General features: G+C 66.9%; 14 protein-coding genes. 13 read left to right on the top strand and 1 reads right to left on the bottom strand.

The annotated features are described in order from the left end of the window. The first annotated feature begins 7 nt into the window (after positions 1-7). From meaB to ACF8ML_RS13015, 3 genes are read left to right on the top strand one after another with little or no spacing between them, the layout of a single operon-like run. Positions 8-1,018, top strand: coding sequence for a methylmalonyl Co-A mutase-associated GTPase MeaB (gene meaB / locus ACF8ML_RS13005; protein ID WP_046238533.1), 1,011 nt, complete (start codon positions 8-10; stop codon positions 1,016-1,018). Between the two features lie 57 nt (positions 1,019-1,075). After that, positions 1,076-2,608, top strand: a complete 1,533-nt coding sequence (locus tag ACF8ML_RS13010; RefSeq protein ID WP_016446053.1) for an acyl-CoA carboxylase subunit beta — start codon at positions 1,076-1,078, stop codon at positions 2,606-2,608. A gap of 48 nt (positions 2,609-2,656) precedes the next feature. Continuing rightward, positions 2,657-4,705 carry an acetyl/propionyl/methylcrotonyl-CoA carboxylase subunit alpha gene (locus tag ACF8ML_RS13015; RefSeq protein ID WP_016446054.1) on the top strand — a complete coding sequence of 683 codons (2,049 nt, stop codon included), beginning with the start codon at positions 2,657-2,659 and terminating at the stop codon, positions 4,703-4,705. Between the two features lie 83 nt (positions 4,706-4,788). On the opposite strand, the gene ACF8ML_RS13020 is transcribed toward ACF8ML_RS13015, so the two are convergent. Next, the gene (locus tag ACF8ML_RS13020) at positions 4,789-5,883 is read right to left on the bottom strand and encodes a LacI family DNA-binding transcriptional regulator (protein WP_392407178.1); all 1,095 of its coding nucleotides are present in this window, start codon (positions 5,881-5,883) and stop codon (positions 4,789-4,791) included. A gap of 156 nt (positions 5,884-6,039) precedes the next feature. On the opposite strand from ACF8ML_RS13020, the gene ACF8ML_RS13025 reads away from it, so the two are divergent. The 10 genes from ACF8ML_RS13025 (at position 6,040) to ACF8ML_RS13070 (ending at position 16,094) form a co-directional block, all read left to right on the top strand. Beyond that, positions 6,040-6,627 carry a gluconokinase gene (locus ACF8ML_RS13025; protein ID WP_370690597.1) on the top strand — a complete coding sequence of 196 codons (588 nt, stop codon included), beginning with the start codon at positions 6,040-6,042 and terminating at the stop codon, positions 6,625-6,627. 18 nt (positions 6,628-6,645) lie between these two features. Further along, positions 6,646-7,152 (top strand): TRAP transporter small permease, encoded by a 507-nt coding sequence (locus ACF8ML_RS13030; RefSeq protein WP_392407180.1) that lies wholly within the window; start codon positions 6,646-6,648, stop codon positions 7,150-7,152. Positions 7,153-7,164: 12 nt separating this feature from the next. After that, positions 7,165-8,445 carry a TRAP transporter large permease gene (locus tag ACF8ML_RS13035; protein WP_016446058.1) on the top strand — a complete coding sequence of 427 codons (1,281 nt, stop codon included), beginning with the start codon at positions 7,165-7,167 and terminating at the stop codon, positions 8,443-8,445. 28 nt (positions 8,446-8,473) lie between these two features. Next, positions 8,474-9,493, top strand: coding sequence for a TRAP transporter substrate-binding protein (locus ACF8ML_RS13040; RefSeq protein WP_016453430.1), 1,020 nt, complete (start codon positions 8,474-8,476; stop codon positions 9,491-9,493). Positions 9,494-9,602: 109 nt separating this feature from the next. Continuing rightward, positions 9,603-11,429, top strand: a complete 1,827-nt coding sequence (gene edd / locus ACF8ML_RS13045) for a phosphogluconate dehydratase (protein ID WP_046238535.1) — start codon at positions 9,603-9,605, stop codon at positions 11,427-11,429. Further along, positions 11,414-12,052 carry a bifunctional 4-hydroxy-2-oxoglutarate aldolase/2-dehydro-3-deoxy-phosphogluconate aldolase gene (locus ACF8ML_RS13050; RefSeq protein WP_392407181.1) on the top strand — a complete coding sequence of 213 codons (639 nt, stop codon included), beginning with the start codon at positions 11,414-11,416 and terminating at the stop codon, positions 12,050-12,052. The genes edd and ACF8ML_RS13050 overlap by 16 nt, the downstream gene beginning before the upstream one ends. 87 nt (positions 12,053-12,139) lie before the next feature. Further along, positions 12,140-13,042: a LysR family transcriptional regulator gene (locus tag ACF8ML_RS13055; protein WP_392407182.1), complete on the top strand. Its 903-nt coding sequence runs from the start codon at positions 12,140-12,142 to the stop codon at positions 13,040-13,042. A 110-nt stretch (positions 13,043-13,152) separates the two neighbouring features. Beyond that, the gene (locus tag ACF8ML_RS13060) at positions 13,153-14,136 is read left to right on the top strand and encodes a Bug family tripartite tricarboxylate transporter substrate binding protein (RefSeq protein ID WP_392407183.1); all 984 of its coding nucleotides are present in this window, start codon (positions 13,153-13,155) and stop codon (positions 14,134-14,136) included. Between the two features lie 9 nt (positions 14,137-14,145). After that, complete coding sequence (locus tag ACF8ML_RS13065) at positions 14,146-15,333, top strand: CaiB/BaiF CoA transferase family protein (protein WP_392407184.1); 1,188 nt, start codon at positions 14,146-14,148, stop codon at positions 15,331-15,333. Then, positions 15,330-16,094 (top strand): enoyl-CoA hydratase, encoded by a 765-nt coding sequence (locus tag ACF8ML_RS13070; RefSeq protein WP_392407185.1) that lies wholly within the window; start codon positions 15,330-15,332, stop codon positions 16,092-16,094. The genes ACF8ML_RS13065 and ACF8ML_RS13070 overlap by 4 nt, the downstream gene beginning before the upstream one ends. Positions 16,095-16,191 lie beyond the last annotated feature (97 nt).

Consider the following 16,191-nt stretch of genomic DNA (forward strand, 5'->3'; position numbering starts at 1 on the left):
CGAGCAAATGCAAGACGGCATCCTGAACGGCAACCCTGCCGTTCAGCGCCGGGCGATGGCCAAGGCCATCACCCTTTTGGAATCCACGCGCACGGATCACCGCGCTGCGGCCGATGGGCTGCTCACGGCCCTGCTGCCGCATACGGGCGGGTCTTTCCGCCTGGGCATCAGCGGCGTGCCGGGCGTGGGCAAGAGCACCTTCATCGAGACGCTGGGCCTGTTCCTGATTGGGCGCGGCCTACGGGTGGCGGTGCTGGCCATCGACCCATCGTCCACCGTGTCTGGCGGCTCCATCCTGGGCGACAAGACGCGCATGGAGCAGTTGTCCGTTCATCCGGATGCCTACATCCGCCCCAGCCCCAGCAGCGGCACACTGGGCGGCGTGGCCGAGAAAACCCGCGAGGCCATGCTGGTCTGCGAGGCGGCTGGCTACGATGTGGTCATCGTCGAGACCGTGGGCGTGGGCCAGAGCGAGATCGCCGTGCAGGGCATGTGCGACATGTTCTGCCTGCTGCAACTGCCCAATGCGGGCGACGACCTGCAGGCCATCAAGAAGGGCGTGATGGAGCTGGCCGACCTGGTCGTCATCAACAAGGCCGACATCGATCCCCATGCCGCCACGCGCGCGCAGGCCCAGATCACCTCCAGCCTGCGCCTGCTGGGCATGCACGGCAATCCCGAGCACGCCCACCATGACGAGCGCCTGTGGCAGCCCAGGGTCATCACCATCAGCGCGCTCAAGCAAGAGGGCGTTGACGGCTTCTGGAGCGCGGTGGAGGAATTCCGCCGCCTGCAGCAGGCCAACGGCCGCCTGGCGCTGCGCCGCGAACGCCAGGCCCTGTCCTGGATGTGGGAGCGCATCGACTCCGGCCTCAAGCAGGCCTTCCGGCAGCATCCGCAGGTGCGGGCGCTGCTGCCCCAGCTGCAGGCCGACGTGGCAGCAGGGCGCATCGCGGCCAGCACGGCCGCCAGAAATCTGCTGCAGGCGCAGGCCGGCCCCGTGGCGGCGCCGCAGTGACGGCCGACAAGACAAGACCAGACAAACCTTACCGTTAGACGTTAGAGGAATCGCAGCATGCAAGACATCCTGGATCAACTGGAGACAAAGCGCGAACAGGCCCGCCTGGGTGGCGGCCAAAAGCGCATAGATGCACAGCACAAGAAGGGCAAGCTCACGGCGCGCGAGCGCATCGAGCTGCTGCTGGACGACGGCACCTTCGAGGAATGGGACATGTTCGTCGAGCACCGCTGCACCGACTTCGGCATGGAAGACAGCAAGATCCCCGGCGACGGCGTGGTCACCGGCTACGGCATGATCAACGGCCGCCTGGTCTTCGTCTTCAGCCAGGACTTCACCGTCTTCGGCGGTGCGCTGTCCGAGACCCATGCCGAGAAGATCTGCAAGGTCATGGACCAGGCCATGAAGGTCGGCGCCCCCGTGATCGGCCTCAACGACTCGGGCGGCGCCCGCATCCAGGAAGGCGTGGCCTCGCTGGGCGGCTATGCCGACGTGTTCCAGAAGAACGTGCTGGCCAGCGGCGTGGTGCCGCAGATCTCCATGATCATGGGCCCCTGCGCGGGCGGCGCCGTGTATTCGCCGGCCATGACCGACTTCATCTTCATGGTCAAGGACAGCAGCTACATGTTCGTCACCGGCCCCGAAGTGGTGAAGACCGTGACGCACGAGGAGGTCACGGCCGAGGAGCTGGGCGGCGCCATCACCCACACCACGCGCAGCGGCGTGGCCGACATGGCCTTCGACAACGACGTGGAGGCGCTGATGATGCTGCGCCGCCTCTACAACTACCTGCCGCTGAACAACCGCGAGAAGGCGCCCGTGCGCTACACCTCGGACCCCGTGGACCGCGCCGACAAGTCGCTGGACACCCTGGTGCCCGACAACGCCAACAAGCCCTACGACATGAAGGAGCTGATCCTCAAGACCGTGGACGACGGCGACTTCTTCGAGTTGCAGCCCGACTACGCCAAGAACATCCTCACGGGCTTTGCGCGCATGGACGGGCAGACCGTGGGCATCGTCGCCAACCAGCCCCTGGTGCTGGCCGGCTGCCTGGACATCAAGAGCTCCATCAAGGCCGCGCGCTTCGTGCGTTTCTGCGATGCCTTCAACATCCCCGTGGTCACCTTCGTGGACGTGCCCGGCTTCATGCCCGGCACCAGCCAGGAGTACGGCGGCATCATCAAGCACGGCGCCAAGCTGCTGTACGCCTATGCCGAGGCCACGGTGCCCAAGATCACCGTCATCACGCGCAAGGCCTACGGCGGCGCCTATGACGTGATGGCCTCCAAGCACCTGCGCGGCGACGTCAACCTGGCCTGGCCCCATGCCGAGATCGCCGTGATGGGTGCCAAGGGCGCCGTGGAGATCATCTTCCGCGAGGACAAGAACGACCCCGCCAAGCTGGCAGCGCGCGAGGCCGAGTACAAGGCCCGCTTCGCCAACCCCTTCGTGGCAGGAGCGCGCGGCTTCATCGACGATGTGATCCAGCCGCATGAGACGCGCAAGCGCATCTGCCGCTCGCTGCAGATGCTCAAGAACAAGCAGCTGGAAAATCCGTGGCGCAAGCATGGAAACATCCCTCTGTGACCAGGCCCTGATATCAAAGATCGAATCCAGAAAAAACAGGCTGCGAAGATGTTCAAGAAGATCCTGATTGCCAACCGCGGCGAGATTGCCTGCCGCGTCATCGCCACCGCCCGCAAGATGGGCATACAGACCGTGGCGGTGTACTCCGATGCGGACCGCGAGGCACGCCACGTCAAGCTGGCCGACGAGGCCGTGCACATCGGCGCCGCGCCCAGCCGCGAGTCCTACCTGCAGGCCGACCGCATCATTGCCGCGTGCAAGCAGACCGGCGCCCAGGCCGTGCACCCGGGCTACGGCTTCCTGTCCGAGAACGAGGCCTTCGCCCGGCGCGTGGAGGAAGAGGGCATCGCCTTCATCGGCCCCAAGCACGCGGCCATCGCGGCCATGGGCGACAAGATCGCCTCCAAGAAGCTGGCCGACAAGGCGGGCGTGAGCACCATCCCCGGCTACAACGATCCCATCGCCGGCCCCGAGGCCGCCGTGGAAATCGCCAAGGGCATTGGCTACCCAGTGATGATCAAGGCCAGCGCCGGCGGCGGCGGCAAGGGCCTGCGCGTGGCCTACAACGACAAGGAAGCCTTCGAGGGCTTTGCCAGCTGCCAGAACGAGGCACGCAACAGCTTTGGCGACGACCGCATCTTCATCGAGAAGTTCGTGCAGGAGCCGCGCCACATCGAGATCCAGGTGCTGGGCGACGGCCACGGCAACGTGATCTACCTGAACGAGCGCGAATGCTCCATCCAGCGCCGGCACCAGAAGGTGATCGAAGAGGCGCCGTCCCCCTTCATCAGCGACGCCACGCGCCGCGCCATGGGAGAGCAGGCCGTGGCCCTGGCCAAGGCCGTGGGCTACCAGAGCGCGGGCACGGTGGAGTTCGTGGTGGGCAAGGACCAGGATTTCTACTTCCTGGAAATGAACACCCGCCTGCAGGTGGAGCATCCGGTGACCGAGTGCATCACCGGCCTGGATCTGGTCGAGCAGATGATCCGCGTGGCCGCTGGCGAGAAGCTGGCCATCGCGCAGGAAGACGTCAAGCGCGATGGCTGGGCCATCGAGTGCCGCATCAACGCCGAGGACCCGTTCCGCAACTTCCTGCCGTCCACCGGCCGCCTGGTGCGCTTTTCGCCGCCCGAGCAGACCATGTGGCAGGCCGACACCGGCCACCTGCACGGCGTGCGCGTGGATACGGGCGTGTATGAAGGCGGCGAAATCCCGATGTTCTACGACTCGATGATCGCCAAGCTCATCGTGCACGGCAGCGACCGCAACGACGCCATCGCCAAGATGCGCGAGGCGCTCAACGCCTTCGTGATCCGGGGCATCAGCTCCAACATCCCGTTCCAGGCCGCGCTGCTGGCCCATCCCAAGTTCAAGAGCGGCGAGTTCAACACCGGATTCATTGCCGAGCATTACGCCCACGGCTTCCACGCCGAGGATGTGCCGCACGGCGACCCCGACTTCCTGGTCGCCCTGGCAGGCCACATGAACCGCCGCTACCGCGCGCGCGCCGCCACCATCAGCGGCCAGATGCGCGGTCATGAGCTCAAGGTCTCGGCCGACTACTGCGTGGTCGTGCTGGGGGCCGATGGCAAGCACCAGTACCGCGAGGTGCAGGTTTCCGACTTCGACGCGGAAAGCCGCGCCAGCACCGTCACCGTGGACGGCAAGCCCTACACCTTCCGCAGCGAGACGCCGATGCGCGCCATGTGCGTGCAGGGCAGCTGCAACGGCAAGCCTTTCACGGCGCAGGTCGAGCGCGGCACGGCCAGGAACCCGCTGGCCCTGCGCGTCATCCACAACGGCACGCAGATCGACGCCCTGGTGCTGTCGCCGCGCGGCGGCGAACTGCACCGGCTCATGCCCTACAAGGCACCGCCGGACCTGTCCAGGTTCCTGCTGTCGCCCATGCCGGGCCTGCTGGTGGACGTGGCCGTGCAGCCGGGCCAGAAGGTGCAGGCCGGCGAAAAGCTGGCCGTGATCGAGGCCATGAAGATGGAAAACATCCTGTTCGCGTCGCAGGACGGTGTGGTCAGCAAGATCAGCGCCGGCAAGGGCGACTCGCTGGCCGTGGATGATGTGATCCTGGAATTCGAGTGATGTCCGCGTGATTCCTGCGCCGCAGGCGTCGACCAGATAAAAGGCCGGGCAGCAGACCCGGCCTTTTCATTTCCACTGTCGCTTCAACTGCTTTGCCGCACCACCAGCTCATATCCCAGATCCAGGCTGTGCAATGGCAAGGCCTCGCCGCGCATCAATTGCAGCAGCATGCGCGCGCCTTCGGTTCCGATATGGCCGCGCGGCGTGCGGATGGTGGTCAGTGGCGGCACCATCTGGTCGCTGCCGGGCAGGTCGTTGAAGCCGGCGATGGCGATCTGCTGCGGCACGCGGATGCCGCGGCGCAGGGCTTCGAGCAGGGCGCCCTGGGCAATGTCATCGTTGCAGAAGAAGAGGGCATCGACGGATGGATCCAGCCGCAGGGCGGCGTCCAGCAGCTCGGCGCCCAGCGCCATCGAAGTGGGGCGGGGCCACAGCAGTTCCAGGGCCGGGTCGTGCAGGCCCGCATCCTGCAGGGCCTGGCGGTAGCCAGAGGCGCGCTGCATCACGCGGGCATCGAGCTGGCCTGCGCAAAAGGCAATGCGCTTGCGCCCGCGCTCCATCAGATGCCGCGTGATGGCGGCTCCGGCTTCGGCCTGCGAAAACCCCACGCTGGGCGTGCCCGGCTCGCCGCCCAGCTCCATCAGGTGCACGCAGGGCACCTTGCTGGCCTGCACGAGTTCGCGCGCAGCGGGACTGCGGTCAAAGCCGGTGAGCAGCAGGCCGGCAGGACGCATGGGCAGGTAGGTGCGCAGCAGTTGCTCCTCTTCGGCCCGGTCATAGTGGGTCACGCCGATCAGCGCGTGGTAGCCGGCGGCGAACAGCACCTTGTGCACAGACTCGATCAGGTCCACGAACAAGGTGTTGGACAGCATGGGCACCAGCACCAGCACCTGGGCACTTTTCTGGGAGGCCAAAGCGCGCGCGGCAGGGTCGGGCACGTAGCCCATGCGCGCGGCGGCGGCGCGGATTTTCTCGACCAGGGCGGGGTCCACGCGCCGCTCGCCGCGCAGGGCGCGTGAGACCGTCATGGGGCTGACGCCGGCCGCCTGTGCCACATCGCTGAGCGTGATGCGTCCGCTGGCCCGCGACGAACGGGCGCGGCCCGTGGCGGGCAGGGCCGGATCGCAAGGATCGGCGCAGGACGATTCTGGAGATGCAGGCGGAATCTGGCGGGCCAAGGGAATGTCCTAGGTCGGTGGCGAGAGGGTTGGAGATTATGATAGCGCTATCCCAATCATTCGAAGGCCCGCAGTCCTGCGTGTAAACCCGGACGAAGGCCTCTGAAGCACACCGAAATCCAAGGCAGACCCTGGTCTGCCAATTTTTGCAAGAACATGGATAGCGCTATCCCAACAACAACCGACGCCACCGCCGCAGGCAGCCGCCCACGGGCGCTGGTCGTCATGGGCGTTTCCGGCTGCGGCAAGTCGAGCGTGGGGCAGGCCCTGGCTGATGCCCTGGGCTGGACCCTGCACGAGGGCGATGCCCACCATGCCGAGGAAAGCATCCGCAAGATGCAGGCTGGCATCCCCCTGACCGACGACGACCGCAGCGGCTGGCTGGACCGGCTGGCACGGCTGCTGGCCCAGGCCATGCCGGGGCAGGGCGTGGTGCTGACCTGCTCGGCCCTCAAGCGCAAGTACCGTGACCGCCTGCGTGCCGCCGGCCCGGCCGGCGCCGTGGGCTTCGTTTTTCTGGACCTGGATTACGGCACGGCGCTGCAGCGCGTGCAGGAGCGCGCCGGCCACTTCTTCTCGCCCGAGCTGGTGGCCAACCAGTTCGCCACGCTGGAAAGCCCGGCAGGCGAGCGCGCCGTGCTGTCCGTGGACGCCACGCTGCCGCTGGCCGACATCGTGCACCGCGCACAGGACTGGCTGGTCCATCCGGCGCCGCAGGCCGCCCCTCTCTCCCAGAACCCATAACGCCAGGAGACAAAAACCATGCAATCCGATTCCCCCGCAGTCCGGCCCAAGCCGCGCCTGCAGCACTTTGCCGAGGTGCTGATGGTGCTGGCCCTGGCCGGCATGGTCATTGCCGTGTTCGTCAACGTGGTGCTGCGCTATGTGTTTCACACCAGCATCGTTTCCTATGAGGAAATCTCGCGCCTGCTCTTCGTCTGGCTGGTGGCCATTGGGGCCATCGTGGCCGCTTTCGAGGGCAGCCACCTGGGCTTCGACCTTGTGACATCCCGCGTGGGCCCTGGCGCGCGCAAGGTGTTGTTCTGGGTGTCGCAGGCGCTGGTCCTGGTCTGCATGGGCCTGCTGCTGTGGGGCTCATGGGCCCAGGTGCAGGCCGGGCTGAACAGCTACAGCACCGTGCTGGGCTACCCGCTGGCCCTGGGCGCTGCGGCCACCGTGGTGCTGGCCGTGGGCCTGCTGTTGGTGTCGCTGCGCGACCTGCGCCGCGGCGCGCCGGCAGAAAACCATGGCGAGACTTCGGTCGAGTAAGGAGCAGGCACCATGGTTGTGACCCTGATCTTTCTGGCCGTGCTGATCGGCGGCATGGTGATCGGCATGCCCATTGCCCAGGCGCTGGTGTTGACCGGCGTGGCGCTGATGTGGCATCTGGACTTCTTCGACTCGCAGCTGCTTGCGCAGAACCTGCAGGCCGGCTTCGACAACTTCCCGCTGCTGGCCGTGCCCTTCTTCATCCTGGCGGGTGAGCTGATGAACGCGGGTGGCCTGTCGCGCCGCATCATCGACCTGGCGCGCGCCTATGTGGGCCATATCCGTGGCGGCCTGGGCTACGTGGCCATTGGCGCCGCCGTGCTGCTGGCCTCGATGAGCGGCTCGGCCATTGCCGATACTGCCGCCCTGGCCACCATCTTGCTGCCCATGATGCGCGAGCAAAAGTACCCCGACAGCTACAGCGCGGGCCTGCTGGCCTCGGGCGGCATCATTGCGCCCATCATTCCGCCGTCCATGCCCTTCGTGATCTACGGCGTGACGACCAACACCTCGATCAGCAAGCTGTTCCTGTCGGGCGTGGTGCCGGGCCTGATCATGGGCGTCTTCCTGATCTTTGCCTGGTGGTCCATCGCCCGCAAGTTCGACCTGTCGCGCGGCGAACGCATGGCCTGGGGCCCGCGTCTGAAGGCACTGGCCAAGAGCTTCTGGGCGATGATGATGCCGGTCATCATCCTGGGCGGCCTCAAGGGCGGCGTGTTCACGCCCACCGAGGCGGCCGTGGTCGCAGCCGTCTACGCGCTGTTCGTGTCCATGGTGATCTACCGCGAGATGACATGGAGCCGTCTGTACGCCGTGTTCCTGGCCGCCGCCAAGACCACGGCCGTGGTCATGCTGCTGTGTGGCGCCGCCACGGTGACGGCCTACATGATCACCCTGGCCGACCTGCCCAACATGCTGGCCGACAGCTTCTCCGGCCTGCTGGGCAACCCCATGCTGTTCATGGCCACGATGATGCTGTTCCTGCTGGTGGTGGGCACGGCCATGGACCTGACGCCTACCATCCTGATCTTCGGCCCCGTGTGCGCGCCGCTGGCCGTCAAGGCGGGCATCGACCCCATCTACTTCGGCTTCATGTTCATCTACGTGGGCTGCATCGGCCTGATCACGCCGCCCGTGGGAACGGTGCAGAACGTGATTGCCGGCGTGGGCCGGCTGCGCATGGAGACCGTGATCAAGGGCACGAACCCGTTCCTGATGGTCTATGTGCTGCTTGCCGTGCTTTTCGTGATTTTTCCGCAAATCATCCTGGCCCCTCTGCGCTGGATGCACTGACCCCCCACTACAACCCAAGGAGATGAACATGCGTATTCCCTTTGCACTCGCCGGCCTGATGGCCGCCATCACCACGCTGGCCGCCACGGGCCAGGCCATGGCCCAGGACTTCAAGCCGCGCATCGTGCGCTTCGGCTACGGCCTGGTCGATGACTCCAACCAGGGCCGCGCGGCGCGCTTCTTTGCCAAGGAGGTCGAAAAGGCCACGGGCGGCAAGATGAAGGTGCGCGCCATCGGCAATGCCTCGCTGGGATCGGACACGCAGATGCAGCAGGCGCTGATCGGCGGTGCCCAGGAGATGATGGTCGGCTCCACCGCCACCCTGGTCGGCCTGTCGCCCGAGATGGCGGTCTGGGACACGCCGTTCCTGTTCAGCAGCACCAAGGAAGCCGACGCCGTGCTCGACGGCCCCGTGGGCGAGAAGGTCAAGGCCACGCTGGAGCCCAAGGGCATGGTGGGCCTGGTCTACTGGGAGAACGGTTTCCGCAACCTCACCAACAACAAGCGCCCCATCGCCAAGCTGGAAGACCTGGCCGACGTGAAGCTGCGCGTGATGCAGAACAACGTCTTCCTCGACAGCTTCAAGGCCCTGGGCGCCAACGCCGTGCCGCTGCCGTTCTCCGAACTGTTCACCGCGCTGGAAACCCGGGCCGTCGATGGCCAGGAAAACCCGTTCAACACCGTGCTGTCCAGCAAGTTCTACGAGGTGCAGAAGTACCTGACCATCTCCAACCACGTCTACAGCCCCTGGATCGTCACCGTCAGCAAGAAGTGGTGGGACACGCTGACACCGGCCGAGAAGAAGGTGCTGCAGGACGCCGCCGTCAAGAGCCGCGAGTTCGAGCGCAAGGACACGCGCGAGGAAGCGGCCAAGGCCCTGGCCGATATCAAGACCAAGGGCATGCAGGTCAACGAGCTGCCCGCCGCCGAGGTGGGACGCATGCGCGACAAGCTCGCCACGGTCAATGCCGGCATTGCCAAGACCGTGGGCCAGGGTACCTGGGATGAGGTACAGGCCGCCGTCAAGCAGGCGCGCGCAGTGAAGTAAGCTTCGATTCAGGGCCGGACGCACCTGGGAGGGATGCCCCGGCCGACATCCACCAAAAAGACAACGCGACACAGAGAAAACGCGCATCAGCGCATCCGCAGGACACCCCATGAGCACCATCCACCCCATCGTCGACCAGGTCACGCGCCGCATCCGCGAGCGCAGTGCCGAATCACGTGCCGCCTACCTGGAACAGGTGGACGCCATGGCCGCGCGCCCGCCCGGCGCGCAGTCCATGGGCTGTGCCAACGTGGCGCATGCCTTTGCGGGCATTCCAGGCGGCGACAGGATACGCATCGTGGAGGAGAAGGCGCCCAACGTCGCCATCGTCACCGCATACAACGACGTGCTGTCGGCCCACGCACCGCTGGCCCGCTATCCCGACATCCTCAAGGACGAGGCACGCAGGCTGGGCGCCACGGCGCAGGTCGCCGGCGGCGTACCCGCCATGTGCGACGGCGTGACCCAGGGCGCGCCCGGCATGGAGCTGAGCCTGTTCAGCCGCGATGCCATTGCCATGGGCACGGCCATCGCGCTCTCGCACGACGTATTCGACGCTGCGCTGATGCTGGGCATCTGCGACAAGATCGTGCCGGGCCTCTTGATCGGCGCCCTGCATTTCGGGCACCTGCCCACGGTCTTCGTGCCGGCCGGACCCATGACCTCGGGCCTGTCCAACGGCGACAAGGCCAAGGTGCGCGAACAGGCCGCGCAGGGCCTGGTGGGCCGCAAGGAGCTGCTGGCCGCCGAATCGGCTGCCTATCATGGCGAAGGCACCTGCACCTTCTACGGCACAGCCAACAGCAACCAGATGCTGCTGGAGGCCATGGGCCTGCACGTGCCGGGCACGGCCTTCATCAACCCGGCCGACGGCGAACGCGAACTGCTCACGCGCGAGGCCATGCGCAGCGTGCTGGCCATCACCAGGAACAAGCGCTTCGCCCCCATCGGCCGCGTGGTGGACGAGCGCTGCATCGTCAACGCCATGGTGGCCCTGCTGGCCACGGGCGGCTCCACCAACCACCTGATCCACTGGGTGGCGGTGGCGCGCGCTGCGGGCATCACCATCGACTGGAACGATTTTTCCGAGCTCTCGGGCGTGGTGCCGCTGCTGGCCCGCGTCTATCCCAACGGCAGCGCCGACGTGAACCAGTTCCAGGCCGCAGGCGGTCCGGGCTATGTGATCGGCCAGTTGCTCAAGGCCGGCCTCATGCATAGCGATGTGCTCACCGTGCGGCCCGATGGCCTGCAGGAGTTCGCGCGCATTCCGGCCGTGGACAACGGCCAGTTGGCCTGGCATGCGGCCGAAGTCTCCGGCGACCTGTCCGTGCTGCGCCCGGCCGATGCGCCCTTCAGCGCCACGGGCGGGCTCAAGCTGCTGTCCGGCAACCTGGGGCGCAGCGTGATCAAGGTCAGCGCCGTGCCCGAGGACCGCCATGTGGTCGAGGCGCCCGCACGCGTCTTCGACTCTCAGGAAGCGCTGCAGCAGGCCTTCAAGGCCGGCGAACTGGACCGCGATGTCATCTGCGTAGTGCGCTGGCAGGGGCCGCGCGCCAATGGCATGCCCGAGCTGCACAAGCTCACTCCGCCCCTGGCCGTGCTGCAGGGCAAGGGCTACAAGGTGGCCCTGGTCACGGACGGCCGCATGAGCGGCGCCTCGGGCAAGGTGCCGGCCGCCATCCATGTCTCGCCCGAGGCCTGCGTGGGCGGGCCGCTGGCGCGCCTGCGCGATGGCGACCTGGTGCGCCTGGACGCCGTGGCCGGCACCCTGGCCGTGCTGGTCGATGAATCCGAATGGCAGCAACGCCTGGTGGCCACCATGCCCCGGGCGCTGCGCCAAGCCAATGGCCGGGGTTTCGGCCGCGAACTGTTTGCCGGATTCCGGCGCCACGCGCTCAGCGCAGAAGAGGGAGCTTGCACATGGATCAACGACTGACGGCCTTGGAGCTCATGCAGGACGCGCCGGTCATCCCGGTCATCGTTCTCAACGACCTCGCGCATGCCGTTCCCATGGCCCAGGCCCTGGTCGCGGGCGGCATCCGCGTGCTGGAAGTCACGCTGCGCACGCCCCAGGGCCTGGCCAGCATCGAGGCCATTGCGCGCGCCGTGCCCGAGGCCATCGTAGGCGCCGGCACCGTGCGCAGCGCAGCCGATGCGCGCGCCTGTGCCCATGCTGGCGCGCGCTTTGCCGTGAGCCCCGGCTACACCAGCGCACTGTGCCAGGCCTGCCAGGACCTGCAGCTGCCGCTGCTGCCCGGCGTGGCCACCAGCGGCGAGATCATGGCCGCCCAGGCCGACGGCTTCAACGAGCTGAAATTCTTCCCCGCCGTGCAGGCGGGCGGCACGGCCATGCTCAAGGCCTGGCAGGGTCCGTTCGGCGATGTGCGCTTTTGCCCCACGGGCGGCGTGTCGCCGGCCAATGCCCAGGAGTTCCTGGCCCTGAAGAATGTGGTCTGCGTGGGCGGCTCCTGGCTGGTGCCCACGGATGCGCTGGAGCAGGGCGACTGGAGCCGCATCACGGCGCTGGCCCGCGAGGCCAAGGCTCTGCGCAAAGCCTGACGAAAGGGCCGGTGGGACGCAGCGGGGCGCTGCGGCACAATCGTCGCCCTCCAGCCAGACGAGAAGCCAGACGAGAAGGGCGCCGCCATGATGAAGATCGACTCCACCACCGTGCAGCTCGTGCTGGCCATTGCCGAGGAGGGCAGCATCTCGCGCGCTGCCGACCGGCTGCAGCTGGCGGTGGCGGCGGCCTCGCGGCGGCTCAGTGATCTGGAGGCCCAGCTCGGCACGCGCCTGTTCAAGCGACAGCCCCATGGCGTGCAGGCCACCGAGCCCGGCCTCAAGCTGCTGGCCCATATCCGTCAGATCGGCAACCTGGTCGATCGCCTGGAGGGCGATGCCCAGGCCCTGGGCCGCGGCCGTGACGGCCGCATCATCATCGGCGCGCCCAAGTCGGCCATCCTGCAGTTCCTGGCCGCCGACATCGCGGCCACCCAGCGCCGCTATCCCCACATCACGCTGCAGGTGATGGAAGAAAACAGCCGCATCGTCCAGCAACTGCTGCGCGACAAGGTCATCGACATCGGCATCTTCGAGAAAACCAGCGGATTCGTGGACCTGCCGCGCGCCGACTACCGGCGCGACAGCCTGGTGCTGGTCTACAGCCGCAGGCATTTCAGCTTCGGCGACCAGCCCGTGGAGCTGGACCGGCTGCTGGAGTGCCGCATCGTCAGCCTGGGCCGGGGCTCGGCCATCCTGAATGCCCTGCGCCGTGCCCATCACAGCCGGGGCAGGGTGTTCCGCAATGATTTCACGGTCAGCGGCTTCGACACCATGCTGGCCCTGGTGCGCGAAGGCCTGGGCGTGGGCCTGATGCCGACAGGCGTGCTGCGCAGCTTCCACCCCGGGCCGGAGCTGGGCTGTGCCGCGCTGGAAGGCGACTGGCACGAGCGCAGCTATGTGCTGTCCTTCATCGAAGGGCAGGCCCAGCAACAGGCGTTGCACAACGTGGTGGCGGCGCTGCTGCATCCCGCCTCCGAGGCGAACTGAGAGCGTCACGGTTTCGCATATGGCGAAACCAGGCATGCGTTCCACAGGCTTGCGGCGAATCCGGCGCGCGGCGACAGTGGCTGCACAACAACGATGTGCAGGAGACAGACATGAGACGCCGCGACTTCATCGCGGCCAGCGCCGCCGCGCTGGCCGCTCCCTGGGCAGGGGCCTCGCCCCCGGGCTCCGACCTGCCCAAGGGCCCCGCCAAGATCCTGGTGGGCTGGGCGCCCGGTGGCGGCACCGATGTGTTCGCGCGCATCGTGGGCCAGAAATTGTCCGAGGTCTGGGGCCGGCCCGTGGTCGTGGAGAACAAGCCCGGCGCCACCGGCTCGCTGGCGGCCGAGTACTTCGCCAGGACGCGCTTCACCGAAGGCATCAACCTGCTGATGGCCCATGTGAACACCCATGCCATCTCGCCGCAGATCTTCAAATCCATCACCTATGACCCGCTCAAGGACTACGCGCCCATCGCCCTCATCGGCGCCACGCCCCACATCCTGGTGACCAGCAGCAGGAACAGCCATGGCTCGGTGCAGGAGGTGGTGGAGCTGTGCCGCAAAAGCCCCGGCAAGATCAGCTTCGGCTCGTCGGGCACGGGCTCGGTACAGCACCTGGCGGCCGAAATGTTCAACATGGCGGCCGGCGTCAAGAGCATCCACGTGCCCTACAAGGGCTCCGGCCCCATGCAGACCGACCTCATCGGCGGCCAGATCGACTTCAGCTTCGACACCATGACGGCCGCCACTGCCCAGGTCCGCGCAGGAAAAATGCTGGGCATCGCCCAGACCCGCGTAAACCGTGCCAAGGGATTCCCGGCCATGCCCACCATGGACGAGCAAGGCTTCAAGGGCTTTGACGCATCGAGCTGGTACGGCGTCGTCGGCCCGCGCGACATGTCCAGGGAACTGGCCCAGCGCATCAATGCCGACATCAACCGCGTGCTGGCCATGCCCGACGTGGTCAGCCGCTTCGACGGATACGGCGTGGAGGACGGCGGCGGCTCCGTGGACAAGTTCGCGGCCTTCATGGCTGCCGAATACAAGAAGTGGGGCGACGTCGTTCGCGCCGCAAAAGTGACCGAAGAAAGCTGAGGACCCGGCATGAGCAATCCCCCATCCAACCCGCAACAACTGCCCCTGCAAGGCATACGCGTGCTTGACGTCAGCCAGGTCATGGCCGGGCCCTTTGCCTGCATGCTGCTGGCCGACCTGGGCGCCGATGTCATCAAGGTCGAGCCTCCGGGCACCGGCGACCAGACGCGCGGCGCCATGGGCTTCAAGATGAAGGGCCCGGACAGCATGGGCTTTCTGAACATGAACCGCAACAAGCGGTCGCTGACGCTGGACCTCAAGAGCGAGGAGGGGCGTGAGGCCTTCTACCAATTGGCCACGACAGCCGATGTCATCGTCGAGAACTACCGGCCCGGCGTGGTCCAGCGCCTGAAGATCGACTATGAAAGCATCCGCCGCATCAACCCGCGCATCGTCTACGCCAGCATCTCCGGCTTCGGCCAAAGCGGCCCCTGGGCCCAGCGCCCGGGCTTCGACCTCATGGCCCAGGCCATGTCTGGCGTGATGAGCGTGACGGGCTATCCAGGCGAAAAACCCGTCAAGGCAGGCGTGCCCGTGGCCGACATCGGTTGCGCGCTGTTCGCCACCTACGGCCTGCTGGCCGCCTACATCGGCGCGCAGAAGACAGGGCAGGGCCAGCACATAGACGCCTCGCTGTTCGACTCGGCCATGGCTTTCTCGATCTGGGACATGTCCGAATACTGGGGCACCGGCGTGCCGCCCGCGCCGCTGGGCACCAGCAACAAGATGAGCGCCCCCTACCAGGCCGTGAAGGCGCGCGACGGCTACTTCGTCATGGGCGCCACCAACCAGAAACTCTGGGCCAGGCTGTGCGCGCTGATCGAGCGCCCGGACCTGGTGGAACACCCGCACTACGCCACCGTGGCGCTGCGCCTCAAGCACCGGGAGGCATTGATAGAGGCACTGGAAGCGGAGTTTGCCCACCACGACAGCGCCGACTGGGTGGACCGCATGCTGGAGGCCGGAATTCCCGCCGGCCCGCTGCTCACCTATCCGCAAGCCTTCGAGGGCGAGCATGGCCGGCACCGCGGCATGTGCATGGAGATCGACCACCCCATCGAGGGCAAGGTCAAGAACATCGGCTTTCCCGTCAAGATGCTGGGCACCCCCCAGCAGGTGCGCCGCCATCCGCCCCTGCTGGGCGAGCACAACGCGGAAATCATGGCCGAACTCCGTGCCCTGAAGGCCGCCGCATGAGCACCGCCCTGCATGAATCCGTGGCGCTGACCGTTCACGCCGGGGGCGCGGCCGAGATCCTCATCGACCGCCCCGAACGCCACAACGCCATGAGCATGCCCATGTACGAGGCATTGCTCACGGCCCTGGAGCGCTGCCAGGCCGACCCGGCCATCCGCTGCGTGATGCTGCGCGGCGCGGGCGGCAAGTCCTTCATCGCCGGCACGGACATCAGCCATTTCCAAGACTTCCACCACGGCCAGCAGGGCGTTGCCTACGAAGCCTTCGTGGAGCGCGTGATCGACGCTGTGGAGCGCATCGCCGTGCCCACCATCGCCGTCATCGACGGCTGGGCCGTGGGCGGCGGCCTGGCCCTGGCCACGGCATGCGACTTTCGCATCTGCAGCACCGGCTCGCGCTTCGGTGCGCCGATTGCCAAGACGCTGTCCAACACGCTGTCATCGCGCAACATCGCCCGCCTGGTGGCCAGCCTGGGCGTGCCACGCGTCAAGCGCATGCTGCTGCTGGCGGACTACCTGTCAGCCGAGCAGGCCGAGGCCTGCGGGTTCGTGCATGCGGTGGTGCCGGCAGATCGGTTGCAGACCCAGGCACAGGCGCTGGCCGAGCAGCTCATGGCCTTGTCGGCAACCACCCAATCAGCAGTCAAGGAAAGCCTGCGGCGCATCGTGGTGGAGCAGCGGCTGGATGATGAGGATCTGGTGTCGGCGGTGTATGGGAGTGGGGAGTTTCGGGCGGGGGTGGCGGGATTCAACAGGCAATGATTTGAGCCAGCCTTGCCAGAATCTGGCGCAATCCTACAAATTGCTTGGCTAAACTCCACAGCCTGGAAAGAGGCGGTGGCTGCATTCTTGGCCTGAA

It is taken from the genome of Delftia sp. WSY_10 (assembly GCF_043104705.1).
Taxonomy (GTDB): domain Bacteria; phylum Pseudomonadota; class Gammaproteobacteria; order Burkholderiales; family Burkholderiaceae_C; genus Comamonas; species Comamonas tsuruhatensis.